Here is a 22306-nt window from a genome sequence, read left to right as displayed (position 1 = left end):
TTTGTAAGTATATGTTACATCACATTGAATTCGCCTATTTTACGGTGACAAATTCTGGGTAGGCGCCAACACCACAATCATGCATATCCATACCTTCCATCTCTTCGTCTTCAGAAACTCGGATACCCACTGTCGCTTTCAATACTGCCCACACTGCTAAACTTGCACCAAATACCCAAGCAAAGATGACTGCAGCACCAAGAAGCTGAGCACCAAATGTTGCATCACCGTTGCTCAGTGGCACAACCATTAAGCCAAAGAAGCCACACACACCGTGCACTGAAATTGCACCAACTGGATCATCGATCTTAAGCTTATCTAAGCCAACGATACTGAATACGACAATCGAACCAGATACTGCACCAATAACCACTGCGTATAGCGGTGATGGTGAAAGTGGATCTGCTGTGATAGCAACAAGACCAGCTAAGGCGCCGTTAAGAATCATAGTTAGGTCAGCTTTACCCCATGTGGTTTTACATACAAACAGTGCTGCAATAGCACCTGCCGCTGCTGCTGCGTTAGTGTTTAAGAAGATTTGACCTACTGCTGTCGCATTTTCAAAATCAGAAACCATCAACTGTGAACCACCGTTGAAGCCGAACCAACCAAACCACAGAATAAAAGTACCTAACGTCGCTAGTGGCATATTTGAACCAGGAATTGGGTAAATTTCACCGTTCTTACCATATTTACCTTTACGTGCACCAAGTAAAAGTACTCCCGCTAATGCCGCAGCAGCGCCCGCCATGTGGACAATACCTGAGCCAGCAAAATCACTAAAACCTGCTTCTGATAGGAAACCACCACCCCAAGTCCAGTAGCCTTCCATTGGGTAGATAAATGCTGTAAGCACAACTGAGAAAATTAGGAATGACCAAAGCTTCATGCGCTCAGCCACAGCGCCAGATACCACTGACATAGCTGTTGCGACAAAAACAACTTGGAAGAAGAAATCTGATTCAAGTGAGTGATCCGCGCCTTCACCTTGCGTACCAATCAACGCCCCAAAAGATGGCAGCCAACCGCCTTCACCATTGTCCACATACATAATGTTATAACCGACGACTAAGTACATAGTACAAGCAATCGCGTATAAGCAGATGTTCTTAGTTAAAATCTCAGTTGTGTTTTTAGAGCGTACAAGACCAGCCTCTAACATGGCAAAGCCCGCTGCCATCCACATAACCAACGCACCTGAAATGAGAAAGAAAAAGGTGTCTAGTGCGTAACGTAACTCTGTTACCGTTGTTGTTAATTCCATCGTATTGTCTCCAGTCCTTTGAATTCTTTACGCTGTTAAAGCGCTTCTGCGTCCATTTCACCTGTACGGATACGTACTGCTTGGCTTAGGTCATACACAAAAATCTTACCGTCACCGATTTTTCCGGTATGGGCCGCTTTCGTTACCGCTTCAATTACGCGATCAACATTTTCAGCTTGCGTCGCTATTTCTAATTTTACTTTTGGCAGGAAATCCACTTGGTACTCAGCGCCACGGTAAAGCTCGGTGTGACCTTTTTGGCGACCAAAGCCTTTCACTTCTGACACCGTCATCCCTTCAATACCAACATCGGCTAGTGCTTCTCGTACATCATCTAGTTTGAACGGTTTGATAATTGCATTTATTAGTTTCATCGCATCCTCTCTGAAGCTGTCATCCTTTTCACTTCTATAATCCAAGCTGCGTGCCAGGTATTTAACTTATTGATTTAGTTGCAGATACCATAAATATAAACGCTAAAAACAAAAACGGCGCACCAATACGGTGCGCCGTTTTCCCAAATTTAACGCAAGATATATCTACCTCACCATTGCTGTGCATCTATTTTGTAGTCAGGAACTCTTTCCATTTCTCCAACATGATCTCGAAGTCTTCAAGACCACAACTTGCGGTACTTTCACTGTCATAAAAATCAAATTCACTGTCAGCATCCATCTCATCACCATGAGCCAGAACGTTCTCTTGGACAATCACTTCATCACCCTGAATGTTCACGCTGATCTCAGTGCCAAGCAGTAGGTGCTCTTTTTGTGGCTCCATTCGAGCTTGATCAGTTAACTGTTCAACTTCGGAAATCTTATCCCAATCCTTGCCAATTTCTTCTTGTAGCCAACGACCGACAATCTCGTGGCCCATGCTCGATTTAACATAGTATTCGCCCATTAAAGTATTTCTAATAAATTCGAATTCCATTGAACAGCACCCTCAAAATTTTGGACCGAGAGTATATAGCGTTCCCATCGCAAGCACAAAAAAAGCGCCTACCGAAGTAGACGCTCTTATATCTAGAACTCAATCAAATATGAGAAGGGATTAGGCTGGCTCTTGGAAAATAACCGTATCCGCTTTTTCCGTGTACTGCCCCATCTTATGGAAGTTCAGGTAACGGTAAGTATCCGCGGCCGTTGCATCAATCTTTTGAGCGTACTCTAGGTACTCTTCTTTAGTCGGGATGCGACCTAGAATCGCACCAACTGCAGAAAGCTCAGCTGACGCTAGATAAACGTTAGCACCTGTACCTAGACGGTTCGGGAAGTTACGCGTTGAAGTAGACATTACTGTTGCTTTGTCTGCTACGCGTGCTTGGTTACCCATACATAGAGAACAACCCGGAGTTTCAATACGAACCCCTGCACGGCCAAAGATACCATAGTAACCTTCTTCCGTTAGCTGGTCTTTATCCATCTTAGTTGGTGGCGCAACCCATAGGCGAGTGCTTAGAGAGCCATTGAACTCTTCTAGCATCTTACCAGCAGCACGGAAGTGACCGATGTTAGTCATACAAGAACCGATGAACACTTCTTGAATCTCTGTGCCTTGAACGTCAGACAGTAGACGCGCGTCATCAGGGTCGTTTGGCGCACAAAGTACAGGCTCTGTGATATCAGCAAGATCAATCTCGATTACGTGAGCATATTCTGCGTCAGCATCTGCAGAAAGTAATTCTGGGTTCGCTAGCCACTCTTGCATTGCGGTAATACGACGTTCGATTGTACGTACATCACCGTAACCTTCTGCGATCATCCACTTAAGCATAGTGATGTTCGAGTTCAGGTACTCTTCGATAGATTCTTGAGACAGCTTCACTGTACAACCTGCTGCTGAACGCTCAGCAGAAGCATCAGAAAGTTCAAACGCTTGCTCAACAGATAGATGTTCAACACCTTCAATTTCTAGTACGCGACCAGAGAATTCGTTGATCTTACCTGCTTTCTCTACCGTTAATAGGCCTTGCTTGATTCCGTACAGTGGAATGGCATGTACTAGGTCACGTAGCGTGATACCTGGTTGCATTTCACCTTTGAAGCGCACCAAGATTGATTCAGGCATATCAAGAGGCATAACACCTGTTGCTGCTGCGAATGCTACTAGACCAGAACCTGCTGGGAATGAAATACCTAGAGGGAAACGAGTATGCGAGTCACCACCTGTACCAACAGTATCAGGAAGAAGCATACGGTTTAGCCACGAGTGGATAACACCATCACCTGGGCGTAGTGAAACACCAGCACGGTTCATGATGAAATCAGGTAGCGTGTGGTGCGTGTTTACGTCAACTGGTTTCGGGTATGCCGATGTGTGACAGAAAGACTGCATCACAAGGTCTGCAGAGAAGCCAAGACACGCAAGATCTTTTAGCTCATCACGCGTCATAGGACCAGTCGTATCTTGAGAACCTACTGTTGTCATCTTAGGCTCACAGTATTGACCCGCGCGAACGCCTTCAACACCACATGCTTTACCAACCATCTTCTGAGCTAGTGTGTAGCCTTTATCAGATGCCGATGGATCAACTGGCTTAGCAAACAGGTCTGTCTCTTCTAGGCCTAGAGAAGTACGAGCGCGGCTTGTTAAGCCTCGGCCGATGATAAGTGGAATACGACCACCAGCACGAACTTCATCAAGCAGTACTTTGCTCAATTCAAAGCTAGAAATCTCTGCACCGTCTTTGCGAACAACACCTTCATACGGGAAGATATCAATCACATCACCCATGTTCATGTCTTGAACGTTAAGCTCGATTGGTAGTGCACCTGAGTCTTCCATTGTGTTGTAGAAGATTGGCGCAATCTTACCGCCTAGACACACACCACCAGTGCGCTTGTTTGGTACGTATGGGATGTCATCGCCCATAAACCAAAGCACAGAGTTCGTTGCAGACTTACGAGAAGAACCTGTACCCACTACATCACCAACATAGGCTAGTGGGATACCATCTTTCTGTAGCTCTTCGATTTGCTTAATTGGACCAACATTACCCGCATCATCAGGGTTAATGCCTTCACGCTCCATCTTCAACATCGCTTTTGCGTGTACTGGAATATCTGGGCGAGACCATGCATCTGGTGCTGGAGACAGGTCATCGGTGTTAGTTTCCCCCGTAACCTTAAATACTTTAACGGTGATTTTTTCCGCTACTTTCTCTTTTGAGGTAAACCACTCAGCATCAGCCCAAGATTGTAGAACTTGCTGCGCATAGCTATTACCTGCTTTTGCTTTCTCTTCTACATCATAGAAAGCATCAAACATAAGCAGAGTATGAGACAGTGCTTTAACTGCGATCGGTGCAAGGGCTTCATCATCAAGTAGTGAAATTAGTGATTCAATGTTGTAACCACCTTGCATTGTACCCAGTAGCTCAGCTGCTTTTGCTTTGCTGACTAATGGCGATTCAACTTCACCTTTAGTGATTGCCGTTAAGAAACCCGCTTTTACGTAAGCAGCCTCATCAACACCTGGTGGAATACGATTCTCTAGAAGGTCAAGAATAAATGCTTCTTCACCTTGAGGGGGATTTTTTAGAAGTTCCACAAGGCCTGCAACTTGCTCGGCATCTAGTGGTTTAGGAACAACTCCTTCGGCAGCACGCTCTGCGACGTGTTTACGGTAGGCTTCAAGCACGACTTTTTCCTCTCATTGCGGTTCCTCCCTCTTATTGCTATTTATTCAAAGAATAAGGGAGTGAACATCCTTGGAAACTTGGCTCTCCTTGCCATATTTTTCATTCAATGCTGACTGAGAAACAGTGCCAGAGAGGCCAAACTGTGGGCGGTAGGATAGCAAATTTAACCTTAAATTAAAATCTCATCATTTTGACCAACATAGCAACTTAAGACTAAAGTTTTATGATTTTTACTCACTTATCATGACTATTCCCACACCATAAGAATACGAGAATAGTCTGTTTAGATACTCATCGGCTACTTAAATGTTGTACCGATAATCAGATAGATAGAGTCATAATTTCGTTCTGTACGGCCATAGCCAAACATCATAGGGCCAATCGGTGAGTCGACACCTGCAAATACAGAACCGGCAAAATAAAGTGGTGCTTCGTGAAAATCCAGATCGGGATCAGACCAGACCCCACCGTACTCGAGCGACGCTCCCAAATAAAATGGTGAAGTAAACAGGCCGAAATCATTGTCAAACCAACGGTATCGATATACTAAACTGCCGAAAGCCTTATTTTGACCAATTAAGCTATTACGCGGAATACCTGACAAATTCAAAAATCCACCAATTTCTTTAGGATCAATAGGAACCGATGAATTCTTACTGGTCACAAAACCGAAGTCGATATTTGCGACCAAAGTATGGCGATCAAAGCTCTTCGCCGCTTTTAAAGTTGCGCCAATTTCATAAGAAGTATCTTCAACTCGCGGTTCGCTAACTAAGTCACTCGTTCCAACACTTTTATCATGAGAGATCAGGTAATCTAAATCTAAATAAACACCTTTAGTCGGTAAGCTAAAGCTATCCAAAGTATCAATACGATAGTTGAAAAACGCCCCTAAACGTTTAAATGCCACATCTCCCATCATAGGCAATGTCGACAATTCTCCTTCACCATCAGTGTAACGAATACCAAATTTCATCTCGCGCCATAGGGTCTGCTGGTATCCCAACGCGGCCTCGCCAACTAACTCTGTGTAGGAGACAGGAAGGAAGTTTTCTGTCGCCTCTAACGAAGTATCATCAAAACCGTTATAAGGTGCGTTACGCTTCTCCTTATTGTAAGTAAAACCAAGGGTCGTAAAGAGGTTTTGACTAGAGAGCAACGGACTGTACAGTACGCCTTCAATCAGCTTGTCCGTACCCATTTCTAGGTTAGTCCGAAACTCTGCACCGTGAATATTAAGATCGGTAAAATTGGCTGACACACCTATCGAATATTGACTATCAGAGCTGAAATCATCTTCCAAAAAGAATCGGAAGTTAACGTAATTAGGCCCCCAGGACTTTTCATTTACATCGACAACTAAGGTGTCTTGACCGTCAATTTCATCATATCGATAGCTTACCAATTCAAAACGGTCTAAGGCATACAAGTCCAGTACACTTTGTTCAACTTCTGCTGCGGTATAAGTATTTCCAGGGTGAAGATCCAAACGGTTTTCAAGTAACTTCTTGCTGTAGTGACTATTGTTGTTAATTATCACATCTTCAATTTCGATTTCATCGCCGTAACGAAGATGCTTTCGTGCCTCTTCTTTCTGGTCAACATAATCTTGATAATCCGCCGTTGATAGACTGTATCGCTCTAACAGCTCACGATTATCCATCGCCGCTTGGTAACCTTGCTTGAAAGCCTCTTCCATACGATCAAACTCAGTCGTTTCCATATCTCCGACATCTGGACGTAAAAAAACATCCTCATCAGTTAGGGTTTCAGCTTGTCGATTGGTGGTGCTACGTACTAAGAAATTAGAAAGTTGGTCAGCAACGGTAAGGAAATTGGTAAAATCCTCTTCGTTTTTGTATTCGGTGCTGATATCAATAGCAATGACAACATCCGCCCCCAAGTCACGAGCCACATCAACAGGCATGTTATTGGTCACACCGCCATCAACTAGCATTCGTCCGTTTAATTCATAAGGAGGCAATGCGCCTGGCACCGACATACTCGCCATCATGGCATCGACCAAATACCCCTCACCGATAGTGACAGGTTGCAGTTCTAAAATATCGGTTGCGACAGAGCGATAAGGGATCGCCAACACATCAAAGGACTCAAAGGGGGGCAAGTTTCCCGTGGTTTCACGTAGGATCTTAAGCATACCCTGCCCCTGAACGATTCCTTTTGGTGCTCGCACTTCGCCCCAGCGTAAGCCTAAATCGGTTTTCAACTGGTAACGGTCTTCGTACTCTTTATCACGAACACGACGTTCACTGCGGTTGACTCGATCACGATAACCACTATTCCAATCGACGGTTTCAATAAAACTTTCGATTTCTTCAGCGCTCATGCCTGTCGCGTATAAACCGCCGACATACGCGCCCATACTGGTGCCAGTCAGGTAGTCAACAGGGACCTTCAACTCTTCTAACGCTTTCAGCACGCCAATATGCGCAGCGCCTTTAGCACCGCCACCAGCAAGCACAACTGCAACTTTGGTTCGCTCAATTGGCTTGGCATCCCCAAGATGTTTAGCAAAAGCTAATGGGGTCATTGGGAGCGAACAAGCTAACAGCAATAGAGCCAGTTTTTTCACGTTTGAATTCCCTTTCTAATCGTTCACTAAGGCTAAAATCACATCAACCTTATTGTATTTACAACCTATTTACTAAATAAACTGTTACCAAGTAAACAGTTTCTTAATCCACTGCGCTGGCTGATTATCACAGTGCTGCTTAAATGCGCCATCTTGATCCCAAACAGGCAACTTGAATTCATTACGACAATCCAGTTGTAGACTTCCCTGCGCTGATTTTGCAAAGCCTACCGTGCTGACCTCTTTTGGCCATGGTAACGTCAGCTTCTCCGGAACACGATGTTTAAGGTATTCAGCGTAAACACGTAGTGCGCCACTTGAACCGGTCAATTTGGTCGGCTTGTTATCATCACGCCCCAACCAAATCGTGGTCACCTCACGGCCATCGACACCAACAAACCAACTATCACGAGTGTCATTACTGGTTCCGGTTTTACCCGCCAAAGCAGCCCAACCAAATTGGCTATTGAGATAACGCCCTGTCCCTTGTAGTACACCTTGCTTCATTGCATACGTCGTTAACCATGCCGCTTGTTGGTCTACGGTTTGAGCTGAACGAGGCAACGATTGGAACAACACATTGCCTTCCATGTCGACCACAGATCTCAGCGCTGACAGTTCTGCACGTCGGCCGGAATTAGTCAGGGTTTGATACATCTGAGCTACTTGGAACGGCGTCAAGGTAAATGAGCCTAAGAACATAGAAGGCACTGGGCGAACTTCATCTCTATCAACGCCAAGCTTTTCAAGCGTATCAACCACACTTGGAATACCCAACTTCATACCCAGCTGTACTGTTGGTACATTCAATGATTTAGCCAGCGCGATATAGAGCGGTACATCACCACGGAACTTACGATCGTAATTTCTTGGCGACCAGACGGAGCCTTTGCTGCCTTTTAGACTCAATGGCTTATCATTCAACGTTGTGGCTAAGTTATATTTCTCGGGTTGCTCTAGTGCAGTTAAATAAACCGCTGGTTTTGCTAATGAGCCAATTTGACGACTGGCATTCAACGCTCGGTTAAAACCGTCATAACCTGTACGTTTACCCCCTACCATGGCTCGGATCTCGCCGGTATGACGATCAACGGCTATTGCTGCGCCCTCTAAAGATTTCCCCGCGGTTTTACCCAATTCAGGGATTTTTTTCGCAATTGCCGCTTCTAACTCTTTTTGAGAAACAGGATCCAGAGAGGTAAAGACGCGTAAACCGGCATCTGACTGGAACGCATCACCAACCTTTTGTTTAAGCTCAATTTTTAACTGTTGGAAATAAGCAGGCTGGCGACTAGCGATACGAGGGTTATCTTGAATATCAAGTGGGCGACTTGCGGCCATGTCATATTGATTAGCTGTCAAGATTCCTTGCTGCATCATCAAGCGCAGCACCAAATCACGACGCTCTTTTGCTCGTTCAGGGAAACGAATTGGGTTGTAATATGACGGACCTTTGACCATACCGACCAATAACGCTAACTGATCGATTCGTAGCTCTTGCACTGGCTGACCAAAATAGAGGCGAGATGCCAAACCAAAACCGTGGATAGCCTCCCCACCACTTTGACCTAAATAGACCTCATTCAGATAGGCTTCTAAAATACGGTCTTTGCTGTAGCGGTAATCTAAGATCAACGCAATGTACGCTTCTCGCACTTTACGCCATAAGGTGCGATCGCTAGAAAGGAAGATATTTTTGGCTAGCTGCTGAGTGAGAGTACTGCCCCCTTGCACAGTGCGACCTGCCTTTACATTTGCTACTAAAGCGCGCGCAATCGCTAGTGGCGATACTCCGTCATGCTGATAAAAGTTTCTATCTTCTGTTACCAATAACGCATCAACCATGACTTCAGGGAACTGATCACGGCGCAGGAACAGTCGTTGCTCATCATGATTTTTTTCCAGCATGCCAAGCATTTTCGGCTCAATACGCAAATAGCCTAAGTCACCATTTTTCTCTAATGATTGAATACGCTGCAAACCACCACTATTGAAATGTAGCATCACGTGGCGATCTGGCTCTGGGCCATCAGTAAACTCAAAAGGACGACGAATAATTTCAATTTTGGTCGATGACGATGAGTATTCCCCAGGGTAGCGAGGCTGACGTACCTTTCGATAGCTCAATACATCCAGTTCATTACGCACTTCCTGGATAGAAATCGAATCCCCTGGAGCCAGGTTCAAAATTCGGGCATAAACCACCGTCGGCAGATCAAACAACTGCCCTTCAAAACGTTGCTTCACCACGCTGTCGAGGTAAATGCCAACAAACAACAGGATCGCAAAACCCGCAACGGCGAGCTTCCAACTAATGCCCCAAAGGACCTTTAGCCAATTCCGCTGCACCTTTTTATTACTTCTGCGTTTCGGTGATTTAGCCGCAGGCTTGCGAGCAGGCTTCTTGGCCGTTTTGGTGGTTTTCGGCTTACTGTTCGCTGGGGTCTTTTTATTGGTCATCGTTACTGATTAAAATGTCTTTTGGTTTTAGTGGTTGCAACATGAGTTGCAGGATCATCCGGCCACACGTGCTTTGGATAACGCCCTTTCATCTCTTTCTGTACTTCTTTGTAAGCACCTTGCCAAAAACTGGCTAAATCTCGGGTCACTTGCAATGGCCGCTGCGCTGGAGAGAGTAGTTCCATCACCAAGGTTTTTCTGCCTTGTGCGACTTGAGGTGACGCTTGCTCACCAAACACCTCCTGCATTCTGACCGATAACACTGGCTCTTGTCCGAACTGATATCGAATCTTTTTCTTCGTTCCCGTCGGCAATTGATAGTGTGTCGGCAACCATTGGTCGATTTCCTGATTGAGAGGCCAGCCAATGTATGCCATTAAGGCCGCCGTTAAGTCTACTTTTGCTAACCCTTTAACCGAGTTAACTCCAGTAAGATAAGGCTCAAGCCACAGCTCTAACTGTTCGAGCAGTGCGTCTTCGTCGAGCATCGGCCAGTCATGTTCAGGTAACCACTGAGCACCGCATCGCAATCGTTCAAGAGTTGAAGAGCTGTTATCGTCCCAATTTAATACTGAAATCCCTTTACGACGAATAAAACTGAGTAAAGCTTGCGTCATTTTTTCGCGAGGAGGTTCTGGCAGTAATTGGCTATCTATGACCAAACGCCCGATTTTACGTTGCTGCTCAGCCACCAAACGACCTTTAGTTTCATCCCAATCAACACGTTCAGACTCGTCAATTAGATCGGGGCGGAACAACTCTAGCTGATGGATATCTAACCCCAAGGCTGAGAAAATCATCGATGAGTCCGATTGGCTGCGCATTAAATCAATCGCTACAAGGTAGGGACTATTTGCCAATGATTCCATCGATTGCATCTCTGCGCCATGGCCATTGGCTAACAAGAAGCGGCCTGCCTGATTTTTTCGTGCTTGAGCAATGCGGTCAGGAAAAGCCGTAGCAATTAATACCGCAACCACAGATTCGTCACACCGATTAACTTCAAATCGGGACTCAAGCTTTTTGGCCAACGCTTGTGCTCGCTGAAGAACCACTTTCTGTTTTGAGTGTTTCCCCATCAGAAAACGATGGACGCTGTGGCTAAAATCAACAACATTGCGCTCTGGCTCTTCCAGTAAGGCTGCGACCATCGCACCAGTGCTCTCCAAACCCTTCTGTTTCGCCAAGGTCAACATCGCTGCAGTGCGAGGCTCAACGCCCAACCTCACCGCTAACTTGCCGGATTCGGTTAACTGGCATTTGTCATCTAAAAGGTTCAATCCATGTAATAGATATTTCGCTTGATTGACGGCCGTCGAGGGCGGAATGTCTAACCATTTTAAATCAGCTGCGTCTTGTGTTCCCCACTGAATCAATTCCAACGTTAAACTTGCGAGATCAGAATGGAGGATCTCTGCCACAGGGACAGTCGGTTGCTGGCGAAGTTGACTCTCACTATACAAACGTAGACAGATGCCTTCTTCGGTACGACCGGCTCGCCCTGCACGCTGCTCTGCAGATGATTGAGCAATTCGACTTTGCTCAAGACGTGTTACACCACTTTTCAGATCAAACTTAGCAACTCGCTCTAAACCAGAGTCTACCACTAAGCGAATCCCTTCAATCGTTAATGAGGTTTCCGCAATATTGGTCGCCAATACCACTTTGCGCTTACCAACAGGCGCGGGCTGAATAGCAGCTTGCTGCTGAGTGAAATTAAGCTGGCCATATAAAGGACAGACTTCAATATCACTGGGCAGTTGCCCCAACCTTTCTTCCACACGTTTAATCGCTGCAACACCCGGCAAGAAAGCTAAAAGCGAACCCGACTCCTTCGCCATCAAGCTGATGATTTGTTTGCTCATCACCTCTTCTAGTCGCTCATGAGTTTTTAAGGCGTTATAACGAAACTCAACAGGATAGCAGCGGCCATGAGATTCCACATAACGAGCATCTGGTAGCAATTGAAGCAGAGCGTTGTCATCTAAAGTCGCGGACATCACGACTAACTTCAGATCATCACGCAAGGCTTCTTGGATCTCTAGACACAACGCCAGCGCAGTATCGGCGTGAATACTCCGCTCGTGAAATTCGTCAAAAATGACCATATCGACCCCTGCTAATTCGGGATCAGATTGGATCATGCGAGTTAAGATCCCTTCCGTGACAATTTCAAGCTTGGTTTCTTGGCTGACTTTTGTTTCACCACGAACACGATACCCGACTTGTTGCCCTACTTGCTCACCCAACTGTTGAGCTAAATAACGAGCAATGTTACGCGCAGCCAGACGCCTAGGTTCGAGCATGATGATTTTACCCACCACACAATTTTGCTTTACGAGTTGTAAAGGGAAGTGAGTCGATTTACCTGCGCCAGGCGCTGCTTTGAGAATCAACTGGGAACAATCGCGAACACCTGAGAGTAGCTCTGGCATCACGCCTTCAATAGGCAATTGTGACAATGGAAGGACCTTATGGTGTAATAATGCAAATATTGTACATAAATCCAGTTGTAAATGAAGTTTGAACCTATACTTGAGCCTGCGACGCTAATTAAGCGCTATAAACGCTTCTTGGCAGACATCACTTTACCTGATGGCACTGAGCGCACCATTCACTGTGCTAACACAGGCGCCATGACAGGCTGCGCCGAAGCAGGAAATCAGGTGTGGTACTCCACTTCTGACAACCCAAAGCGCAAATATCCAAATAGTTGGGAACTCAGCGTTACATCGAAAGGTCATAGCATCTGTGTGAATACCGCTAGAGCAAACCAATTAGCGGTCGAGGCGATAGAGTCCGGCGTTATCAAAGAATTACAAGGCTATGACCAACTTCAAACTGAAGTAAAGTATGGTAATGAAAATAGTCGGATTGATATCTTGCTCAACTCAAAGAGCAAACCAAAATGCTATATAGAGGTTAAGAGCGTCACCTTATTGGATGAGGAGAAAGAGGGACAAGGGTATTTCCCAGATGCTGTAACAACACGTGGCCAAAAACACCTGAGAGAACTCTCAGAAATGGCACAAAATGGAAGTAGATCTGTACTTTTATTCACTGTTTTACATTCAGGCATTGAAAAAGTCTCCGTCGCCCACCATATAGACGCCAAATATTCACAATTACTAAAAACTGCGCGAGAACAAGGAGTGGAAGTTATGTGCTACAAAGCCGAGCTTTCTCACTCTGAGATAAAACTGGTCAAGGCGATTGAATTTATCAATTGACAGTAAAAATGGTGTCCCCTTCACAATGACAGCAAGTTTACGATTCAGAGTTTGCCTCAATTAGTTCTTTTTGCTATAGATACCCGCCTTAAAATTAACTGCGAGCGCAGTTGACTAGGTGTTAGTAGGAGATGCTGCATGCCAGAATCAAAGAAAAAAGCGCTAGGCATCCTAGCCATTGCAGGGGTTGAGCCATACCAAGAGAAAGCTGGTGAAGAATACATGTCACCAGAGCAAATGGCTCATTTTTCAAAAATTTTGACAGCTTGGCGTAACCAGCTCAGAGAAGAAGTTGATCGTACTGTTCACCATATGCAGGATGAAGCGGCAAACTTTCCAGATCCAGTTGACCGAGCTTCTCAAGAAGAAGAGTTCAGTCTTGAACTTCGTAACCGTGACCGCGAGCGTCGTCTGATCAAAAAGATCGAAAAGACACTAACAAAAATCGAAGATGATGATTTCGGTTTCTGTGACTCTTGTGGCGTTGAGATTGGCATCCGTCGTTTGGAAGCTCGTCCAACTGCAGACCTTTGTATCGACTGTAAAACACTTGCAGAGATCAAAGAGAAGCAAATGCAAGGTTAATTACCTGATTTAAAATAATATTAAAGGGAGCTTTGGCTCCCTTTTTGATTTAGAAAATAGCTATGAGTTACATCGGTCGTTTTGCCCCATCCCCTTCTGGTCCATTGCATTTTGGTTCATTAGTTGCCGCTCTTGGGAGTTATTTCCAAGCAAAAGCGAATAATGGACAGTGGCTGGTTAGGATTGAAGACCTTGATCCACCAAGGGAGATGCCTGGCGCATCCCAGTTGATTCTAAACACATTAGAAGCCTATCAACTGCATTGGGATGGCGAAGTGGTATACCAAAGCCAACGTCATTCTCTATATCAACAGCAAATCGACGACTGGCTATCTTCAGGCCAAGCCTATTATTGCCAATGCACGCGTAAACAAATTAAAGAGTCCGGTGGATTTTATCTTGGAACTTGTCGTGACTTAGCACTCACCAATCACCTTGAGTGTGCAATTCGACTGAAAATGACTCATCCGGTCTACCAGTTTAATGACCAAAAACACGGCCCTTTGAGTATCCCCCACGCGTTGGCAGATGAAGATTTTATTATAAAACGCCGAGATGGCTTATTTGCCTACAACCTTGCCGTAGTATTAGACGACATCGATCAAGGTATTACAGAGGTCGTGCGTGGTGCTGATTTAATCGAACCTACTGGTCGTCAAATCAGTCTTTACCAAATGTTAGGAGCGACAGCAGTTAGCTATCTACATTTACCGTTGGCACTGGGGAGTAACGGACAAAAGTTGTCCAAACAAAATCATGCTCCTGCCATCGACAACAGTAATCCAAAGCCTGCACTTTTAGATGCAATGCGCTTTTTAGGCTTTGAAATTTCAAGAGATATAGAGCAAGCTAATTTGGCTGAAATCATAGCTTGGGGCGTGAGCCAATGGCGTTTAGAACAACTGCCTGGCTCGATCGAGATCACACCAAGATTCTCAAACCGCTCGCTGTAAGCTATTATTAGCCGCAAATTTGCCTTATTAGGCACAAATCAGGCCTGTAGCAAGGTTGGTTATCACCATATTATTGCCAGATGCACATGAATAAAAACGACTATACACCAAGCGAAAAAAACATATACCCAGAGCTCTCTCTGAATATCATTACTCGCCAAGAGCACAACGTCTCTCGTAAGAAGATCAGCGATAATGCATTGAAGGTGCTATACAGACTTCATGGCGCGGGCTTTGATGCATACCTAGTAGGTGGCGGAGTTCGCGACCTACTGCTTGGTCAACAACCAAAAGATTTTGATATTGCGACTAACGCAACGCCAGAGCAAATCCGTCAGCTATTTAAAAACTGCCGCCTAATTGGTCGCCGTTTCCGCTTAGCTCACATTATGTTCGGCCGCGATATTATTGAAGTTGCCACATTCCGAGGCCATCACCAAGAGCCGAGTAAGAATGTTGCACAGCAGTCCAAAGAAGGCATGCTACTGCGAGACAATGTCTACGGTACCATCGACGAAGACGCTGAGCGCCGTGACTTCACAGTGAACTCGATGTATTACAGCATTTCTGACTATTCAATCCACGATTATGCTGGTGGTATTGAAGATATGGAAGATAAGCTGATCCGTCTTATCGGAGATCCAGAAACACGTTATCGTGAAGATCCAGTACGTATGCTGCGCGCGATTCGTTTTGCAGTGAAACTGGATTTTGACATCGAAGAAGAGACAGCAGCCCCTATCGAAGAGATGGCGCCACTACTGCAAGAAATTCCAGCGGCTCGTCTATACGAAGAGTCACTCAAAATGCTTCAGTCAGGTCATGGTCTTGAAACCTACCACCTGATGCGTGAATACAACCTATTCCAACAGCTTTTCCCAACCATTGCTGAATTCTTCACTGAAGATTACTCTTCACCAACAGAGCAGATGCTAGATCTAGTCCTTGATTCGACTGACCAGCGAATTGAAGAAGGAAAACGCATTAACCCAGCGTTTATGTTTGCCGCGATGCTTTGGTATCCGCTACAAGCGAAAGCTGAGCAGATGATGAGCAAACGCAAGCTATCCTTTTACGATGCCATCATGGAAGCAAGTAACACCATCCTAGATGACCAAGTGCGCTCTATTGCCATTCCTCGTCGCCACACTGCAACTATCCGCGAGATTTGGCAGCTACAATTGCGTATGCCACGACGTAACGGTAAACGTGCATTCCGCCTAATGGAGCTAAACAAGTTCCGAGCAGGGTATGATTTCCTTGAAATGCGCGGTGAAATCGAAGAAGGCGAAACACAGCTGCTCGCTAAATGGTGGGAAACATTCCAAAATGCTGGCCGTAATATGCGCCAAGCTATGGTGGCAGATTTAGATGGTAGCGGTGAAGATCAACCAAGACAGCGCCGTCGTAAAACGTATCGCAAGAAGAAGCCTAAGGCCTCGTCATGATCTCGGTCTTTATCGCAGTAGGCAGTAACTTGTCTGATCCAGTTACTCAAGCAAATGCCGCCATCGATGCACTAAAAACCCTGCCTAAATCAGAGTTTGTAACCGCGTCGAGCTTGTATAGTAGTACACCTATGGGGCCGCAAGATCAGCCCGACTACATCAATGCTGTGGTTGAAATAAAAACAGAATTAACGCCACTTGAGCTACTCAATTGCACACAAACCATTGAGTTAGAACAAGGGCGTGTCCGTAAAGAAGAGCGCTGGGGACCAAGAACTCTAGATCTCGATATCATTCTTTATGGCAATGAGGTGATTGATTCTGAACGTTTAGTCGTTCCACATTATGGAATGAAAGAGCGTGAATTTGTGCTCTATCCGCTTTCAGAAATCGCACCAAATTTAACCCTCCCATGTGGGACCAGACTGGAAAACTTATTAAAAGTTGTTGAGCAAAACGGTCTGCGTATTTGGCAATCATAGCCAACTCCTGTAAGGAACAATCATGAAAAAAATTACCATTAGCGATCTAATGAAATGGAAGCAAGAAGGTCGTAAATTTGCAACTTCAACAGCTTATGACGCAAGCTTTGCCCAGCTGTTTGAAAGCCAAGAAATGCCAGTACTCCTTGTTGGGGATTCTCTCGGCATGGTACTTCAAGGTGAGACATCTACCCTACCGGTAACGGTTGAAGAGATCGCTTACCATACACGCTGTGTTCGTGCTGGCAGCCCAAACTGCCTTCTAATGGCTGATATGCCATTCATGAGCTATGCGACTCCAGAGCAAGCGTGTGAGAGTGCTGGTCAGCTAATACGTGCTGGTGCAAACATGGTAAAAATTGAAGGTGGCGATTGGTTAGTCGACACTGTAAAAATACTGACTGAACGTGCGGTTCCAGTTTGTGCTCACTTAGGTTTAACACCTCAGTCAGTCAACATTTTTGGCGGTTTCAAAGTTCAAGGACGTGAACAAGAAAAAGCAGATCGTATGGTACGTGATGCACTGGCTCTACAAGAAGCTGGCGCACAAATCATCCTACTTGAGTGTGTACCTCAAGAATTGGCAGCGCGTATTACCGAGGTGTGTGAAGTTCCAGTCATTGGTATCGGTGCAGGTAACGTCACTGATGGTCAAATCCTAGTGATGCACGATATGTTTGGTATTGCTGCGAACTATATGCCGAAATTCTCAAAGAACTTCCTTGCTGAAACTGGCGAGATGCGAGCAGCAGTCGCAAAATACAAACAAGATGTAGAAAGCGGAGCCTTCCCTGACGAAGCTCATACCATTGCCTAAGGATAAATATCATGCAGACTTTTGCTGAAATTGCTGCTCTTCGTGAGCAAATTAAACAGTTTAAGCGTGATGGTCGAAAGATCGCTTTTGTACCAACCATGGGTAACCTTCACGAAGGTCACCTAACTTTGGTCAAAAAAGCCCGCGAACATGCTGATGTTGTGGTAGTAAGTATTTTCGTCAATCCAATGCAGTTTGAGCGTGCAGACGATTTGAACAACTACCCACGCACTCTTGAAGACGACTTAGCTAAACTGGGCGGTGAATCGGTAGAATTAGTATTTACGCCAACGCCAGAGATTATCTACCCTGAAGGATTGGATACACAAACTTCTGTCGACGTACCTGGACTTTCAACGATTCTTGAAGGCGCATCTCGTCCGGGTCACTTCCGCGGTGTCTCCACTATCGTGACCAAGCTGTTCAACATTGTTCAGCCGGATGTCGCTTGCTTTGGTGAGAAAGATTTCCAGCAATTGGCTGTGATTCGCAAGATGACCGAAGACTTGGCTTTAGATATCGAAATCATTGGTGTACCGACCGTACGTGAAATGGATGGCTTAGCCATGAGCTCACGCAATGGCCTACTTACTCTAGATGAACGTCAACGTGCACCAGTGCTTGCACGCACGATGCGCTGGATCAGTAGCGCAATACGTGGCGGTCGTGATGATTACGATTCTGTGATTGAAGATGCAAGCGATCAACTTCGCGCTGCTGGTCTACAGCCAGACGAAATCTTTATACGCGATGCACGTACACTACAAACTGTGACAGAAGATACTACTCAAGCGGTGATTCTAATGGCTGCGTTCTTAGGAAAAGCCCGTTTAATCGATAACCAAGTTGTTGAGATGGTGGTAGAGTCGAAAGAAGAAGAAGCTTCTGAGACACCACCAGAAAGCGCTGAATAGAGCTCAGTGACAAGATAAAAAGGGTTGATGTGAAAGCATCAACCCTTTTTTGTTTCTAACTACGTAAGCCAATTCCGCGTGTCACTAAATAGTGTGCTACCGCGTAAAGCGCAACAATAAATACACCGAGAACGCTGAACGATGTCACAATACCTACATCAGAAACACCTAAGAACCCGTATCTGAATGCATTCACCATATAGACGATTGGGTTAATCTTAGACACCCCTTGCCAAAACTCAGGCAATAAGCTGATTGAGTAAAAAACACCACCAAGGTATGTCAGCGGCGTTAAAACAAATGTCGGAATAATCGAGATGTCATCAAAGGTTTTTGCGTACACGGCATTGATCAAACCGCCCAAGGCAAACACCACCGAGGTCATAAATACCGTGGCAACAATGATGCCCCAATGCTCTACTTGCAGATCAACAAAAAATAGCGAAACGAAAGTTACGATTGCACCAACTAATAAGCCTCGCGTCACACCACCCATCACATAACCAGCAATGATCACGTAATTTGGTACAGGTGCAACAAGTAGCTCTTCTATATTTTTCTGCAACTTAGCACTAAAGAAAGATGAAGCAACATTTGAGTACGAGTTGGTGATCACCGACATCATTATCAAACCAGGGACGATATATTCCATATAGCTAAAACCATTCATCTCGCCAATACGCGATCCGATAAGGTTGCCAAAAATAATAAAATAAAGCGTCATAGTGATCGCAGGCGGCACTAAGGTCTGTACCCAAATACGGGCAAAACGGTTGACCTCTTTGCCTAACAAGCTGCGAAAAGCAACCCAATACAACTGATACATTACAACGCCTCCGCACTCTGTTCGCGTACAATGTGGATAAACAACTCTTCAAGACGATTGGCTTTATTACGCATAGAAAGCACTTTAATGCCTTGTTCCGTCAATTGAGTGAAGATGGCATTGAGCCCTTGGCTTTTGTCGATTTCAATCTCCAATGAACCATTCACGTAGACCTGCGAGTTCACACCTGACAACTCAGGTTCAGGGCAACCTTCCTCCAGATCGAGAATAAAGGTCTCCACATGCAACTTACCGAGTAGCGCTTTCATGGTGGTGTTCTCAATCAACTCACCTTTATTGATGATGCCAATATTACGACAGAGCATTTCCGCTTCTTCTAAGTAATGTGTCGTCAGGATGATCGTAATACCTAACTCACTATTGATCTCTTTTAAGAATCCCCACATAGAGCGGCGAAGCTCTATATCAACACCAGCTGTAGGCTCGTCCAAAATCAACAATTGTGGCTCGTGCATTAACGCTCTCGCGATCATCAAGCGACGCTTCATACCACCAGATAAGTTGCGTGAACGCTCATTGCGCTTTTCCCAAAGATCGAGCTTAGTCAGATATTTTTGCGCACGTTCTTTTGCCACAGACTTAGGCACACCATAATAGCCCGCCTGCTGAAGCACGATCTGCTCTACGGTTTCAAATTGATTAAAGTTGAATTCTTGTGGAACCAAGCCTAAATTTTGCTTAGCCAGTTCGAGGTCAGTATCGATATCGTAGCCAAACACTTTCACAGTGCCTGAAGTCTTGTTAACCAAAGACGAAATAACGCCAATCGAGGTTGATTTACCTGCGCCATTGGGCCCAAGCAAAGCGTAAAAGTCACCTTTTTCAACCTTGAGACTAATACCTTTCAGTGCCTCAAAACCTCCAGCATAGGTTTTGCGCAGCTGTTCTATTTCTAGAGCGTACATAACATTGCTATCTATTCTATTATTTTCAAATTAGTTTATCGTTGAATAACGATGATTACAATTAAACCTTTCGATTCTTTTGGAAATATCATAACTATTAACAATAAAAAAACGCCGTAGAGTTTTCCTCTATGGCGCTTTATTCACTACAAGTTCTTTAAGTAGTTAGACTGACTCTAACTGATGCTCATCGCTTTCAACGTGACGAATCGCCGCTTTCAATGCCTCATAGCGGAACTTATACGTGTTATCGTCAGGCACTAAGTCAATAACGTGGAACTTCTCAAGTTGCTGTCTGGTGCGCTCATTCGGGCACAACAAATAGACCTGACAATTCGCATCCAGTGCATCTTTAATCGCGTTTTCTAATGCTAATCCGACCGTCACATCAATCATTGGTACATCGGTCAGATCGAGAATCATCACCTCATAATCTGAAATACTGGTATGTTGACGAGAGATCGCTTTCGAAACGCTAAAGATCATCGGGCCAGAAAGGTAAAAGAACAGCACCTTGCCATTGGCCATATCGAGCAAGCCACGTTCACTGTCTGTAAGCGGCACATCATCTTCATCGGCGTCACTGATGGCCTTAACTTGGCGAGCTTGTTCACGGCTCAAGCGCTCAATGATAATCACGTTAGAAATAAATACCCCTAGCCCTACCGCGACAATTAAGTCAACAAACACCGTTAATAGCATCACGCCGTACATGATCGCCATACCAGCAAAACTGACTTTGTGCGCTCGTTGAATGAAGCTCCAGTCGAGAATATTAAAACCAACATAAACCGCAATGCCTGCCAATACTGCCATCGGGATCGGTTCAGTCAGTCCACCAGCAACAAGTACGACTAATGCTAACATCAAGGCTCGAATAACGCCTGACAGCGGAGAACGAGCGCCTACCTGAATATTGGTGACTGTCCCCATTGTTGCACCCGCACCTGGAAGCGCACCAAACAAACCAGAGATCATGTTAGCCAAACCTTGGCCTCGCAGCTCTTTGTCCGAGTCATGCTCTTTACGTGTCAGTGAGTCACCGATAACAGCAGTAAGCAAGGTATCAATACAGCCTAATGTGCCGAGGACGAGTGCATCAATCACCATCTCAACAAACATGTCAGGGTTAATGTGCGGAACGACAAGAGAAGGTAAACCTGCTGGAATTTCACCGATTCGACGAATCGAGTCCATATCGAAAAACGTAACTGATAGAAGCGTCACCGCAACTAAGGCAACCAACTGAGCCGGTACATATTTACGGTATTTTTTCGGAAAACCAAACAGAATAGCGAGAGTCAATAAACCGAGAAACAGCTCGCTAAATTTCAAATTAGAGATGGTGTCAGGCAGTGCCGATAGCGTACCAAGCACCCCACCAGAAGGGGCTGCGTGACCAAGTAGTGGCGAGAGTTGCAGAATAATCAATATAACACCGATCCCTGACATAAAGCCGGAGATCACGCTATATGGCATCAAAGTTACGTATTTTCCTAACTTCAATGTCCCTAGTAGTATTTGGAAAGCACCTGCCATCATCACGACAGTAAACGTCATCGCCATGCCTGTTTCAGGATACTTGACCATCATACTGGTCAAAACGGCGGTCATGATCACCGTCATTGGGCCGGTTGGCTCAGAGATCAGTGTATTAGATCCTCCAAACAATGAGGCAAACAAACCGACCATAATCGCGCCCCACAAGCCAGCCTCCGCGCCAGCACCCGAAGCAACACCAAAGGCCAATGCAAGTGGTAACGAGATAATGGCAGTCGTTACACCACCAAACAAATCTCCTTTGAGATTGATATCTTCAAAACGACGTCCGAACACAACTCTGCTCCATGCAAAATAAACAACTACGACATCCAACCACGATTTAAAAATATAACCGCGAATTTTAAAAGTGCATCTCCGTAGATAAGTAGTAATCTTCGTTGAAATGCAGCAAATTTCATCACTTTACCAAATGTTACTCGAACGAGATAAGTGTTAATCGTATCTCATATTTCATACTTTATAACTTTTGGTTCGGATCGCGCCTAAGTTTATGATTTTTCGCGCTCAAACACGTCAGATGAGTGCCTTTTTACGCATTTTTAACAGGAAGGAAATTGTAACATTGTGTATAGTGGTGCAAGTTTTTTTTAGGGATTGATGAA

General features: G+C 45.1%; 17 protein-coding genes. 7 read left to right on the top strand and 10 right to left on the bottom strand.

Annotation, left to right across the window (positions count from 1 at the left end):
- Positions 1–34: 34 nt before the first annotated feature.
- The 7 genes from GVO60_RS15670 to hrpB all read right to left on the bottom strand — a co-directional run bounded on the left by GVO60_RS15670 (position 35) and on the right by hrpB (position 12422).
- A complete protein-coding gene (locus GVO60_RS15670) occupies positions 35–1264 on the bottom strand; it encodes an ammonium transporter AmtB (protein WP_159655662.1) in 1230 nt (409 codons plus the stop codon).
- 35 nt (positions 1265–1299) lie between these two features.
- Entirely contained in the window at positions 1300–1638 is a 339-nt protein-coding gene (locus GVO60_RS15665) for a P-II family nitrogen regulator (RefSeq protein WP_070962313.1), read from the bottom strand.
- Between the two features lie 187 nt (positions 1639–1825).
- Positions 1826–2197, bottom strand: a complete 372-nt coding sequence (locus GVO60_RS15660) for a YacL family protein (RefSeq protein ID WP_159655660.1) — start codon at positions 2195–2197, stop codon at positions 1826–1828.
- A gap of 120 nt (positions 2198–2317) precedes the next feature.
- Complete coding sequence (gene acnB / locus GVO60_RS15655) at positions 2318–4906, bottom strand: bifunctional aconitate hydratase 2/2-methylisocitrate dehydratase (protein ID WP_159655658.1); 2589 nt, start codon at positions 4904–4906, stop codon at positions 2318–2320.
- A gap of 299 nt (positions 4907–5205) precedes the next feature.
- Positions 5206–7458 carry a patatin-like phospholipase family protein gene (locus GVO60_RS15650; RefSeq protein ID WP_159655839.1) on the bottom strand — a complete coding sequence of 751 codons (2253 nt, stop codon included), beginning with the start codon at positions 7456–7458 and terminating at the stop codon, positions 5206–5208.
- A 126-nt stretch (positions 7459–7584) separates the two neighbouring features.
- Positions 7585–9960 carry a penicillin-binding protein 1B gene (gene mrcB, locus GVO60_RS15645; RefSeq protein ID WP_159655656.1) on the bottom strand — a complete coding sequence of 792 codons (2376 nt, stop codon included), beginning with the start codon at positions 9958–9960 and terminating at the stop codon, positions 7585–7587.
- A 2-nt stretch (positions 9961–9962) separates the two neighbouring features.
- Positions 9963–12422 carry an ATP-dependent helicase HrpB gene (gene hrpB, locus GVO60_RS15640; RefSeq protein ID WP_159655654.1) on the bottom strand — a complete coding sequence of 820 codons (2460 nt, stop codon included), beginning with the start codon at positions 12420–12422 and terminating at the stop codon, positions 9963–9965.
- A 54-nt stretch (positions 12423–12476) separates the two neighbouring features.
- Between hrpB and sfsA the strand changes: the two genes are divergently transcribed.
- The 7 genes from sfsA (at position 12477) to panC (ending at position 18389) form a co-directional block, all read left to right on the top strand.
- Positions 12477–13190 (top strand): DNA/RNA nuclease SfsA, encoded by a 714-nt coding sequence (sfsA, locus tag GVO60_RS15635; RefSeq protein ID WP_159655652.1) that lies wholly within the window; start codon positions 12477–12479, stop codon positions 13188–13190.
- Between the two features lie 138 nt (positions 13191–13328).
- Positions 13329–13775, top strand: a complete 447-nt coding sequence (gene dksA / locus GVO60_RS15630; RefSeq protein ID WP_159655650.1) for an RNA polymerase-binding protein DksA — start codon at positions 13329–13331, stop codon at positions 13773–13775.
- Between the two features lie 62 nt (positions 13776–13837).
- Positions 13838–14728 (top strand): tRNA glutamyl-Q(34) synthetase GluQRS, encoded by an 891-nt coding sequence (gene gluQRS / locus GVO60_RS15625; protein WP_159655648.1) that lies wholly within the window; start codon positions 13838–13840, stop codon positions 14726–14728.
- An 80-nt stretch (positions 14729–14808) separates the two neighbouring features.
- Positions 14809–16176: a polynucleotide adenylyltransferase PcnB gene (pcnB, locus tag GVO60_RS15620; protein WP_162596550.1), complete on the top strand. Its 1368-nt coding sequence runs from the start codon at positions 14809–14811 to the stop codon at positions 16174–16176.
- Entirely contained in the window at positions 16173–16658 is a 486-nt protein-coding gene (gene folK / locus GVO60_RS15615) for a 2-amino-4-hydroxy-6-hydroxymethyldihydropteridine diphosphokinase (protein WP_159655644.1), read from the top strand. The genes pcnB and folK overlap by 4 nt, the downstream gene beginning before the upstream one ends.
- Before the next feature lie 22 nt (positions 16659–16680).
- A complete protein-coding gene (panB, locus tag GVO60_RS15610) occupies positions 16681–17475 on the top strand; it encodes a 3-methyl-2-oxobutanoate hydroxymethyltransferase (protein ID WP_159655642.1) in 795 nt (264 codons plus the stop codon).
- A gap of 11 nt (positions 17476–17486) precedes the next feature.
- Positions 17487–18389, top strand: a complete 903-nt coding sequence (panC, locus tag GVO60_RS15605; protein WP_159655640.1) for a pantoate--beta-alanine ligase — start codon at positions 17487–17489, stop codon at positions 18387–18389.
- Positions 18390–18444: 55 nt separating this feature from the next.
- Here the strand turns inward: panC and GVO60_RS15600 are convergent, their stop codons facing one another.
- The 3 genes from GVO60_RS15600 to GVO60_RS15590 form a co-directional block, all read right to left on the bottom strand.
- The gene (locus tag GVO60_RS15600; protein WP_159655638.1) at positions 18445–19215 is read right to left on the bottom strand and encodes an ABC transporter permease; all 771 of its coding nucleotides are present in this window, start codon (positions 19213–19215) and stop codon (positions 18445–18447) included.
- Entirely contained in the window at positions 19215–20141 is a 927-nt protein-coding gene (locus GVO60_RS15595) for an ABC transporter ATP-binding protein (protein WP_159655636.1), read from the bottom strand. Before GVO60_RS15595 ends, GVO60_RS15600 begins: the two co-directional genes overlap by 1 nt.
- Before the next feature lie 165 nt (positions 20142–20306).
- Positions 20307–21977: a SulP family inorganic anion transporter gene (locus GVO60_RS15590; protein ID WP_159655634.1), complete on the bottom strand. Its 1671-nt coding sequence runs from the start codon at positions 21975–21977 to the stop codon at positions 20307–20309.
- Positions 21978–22306: the final 329 nt, after the last annotated feature.

This window comes from Vibrio atypicus (assembly GCF_009811315.1).
Lineage (GTDB): Bacteria > Pseudomonadota > Gammaproteobacteria > Enterobacterales > Vibrionaceae > Vibrio > Vibrio atypicus.
Note: the sequence above shows the minus strand (reverse complement) of the source record. Positions and strands in the feature narration are given on the sequence as shown.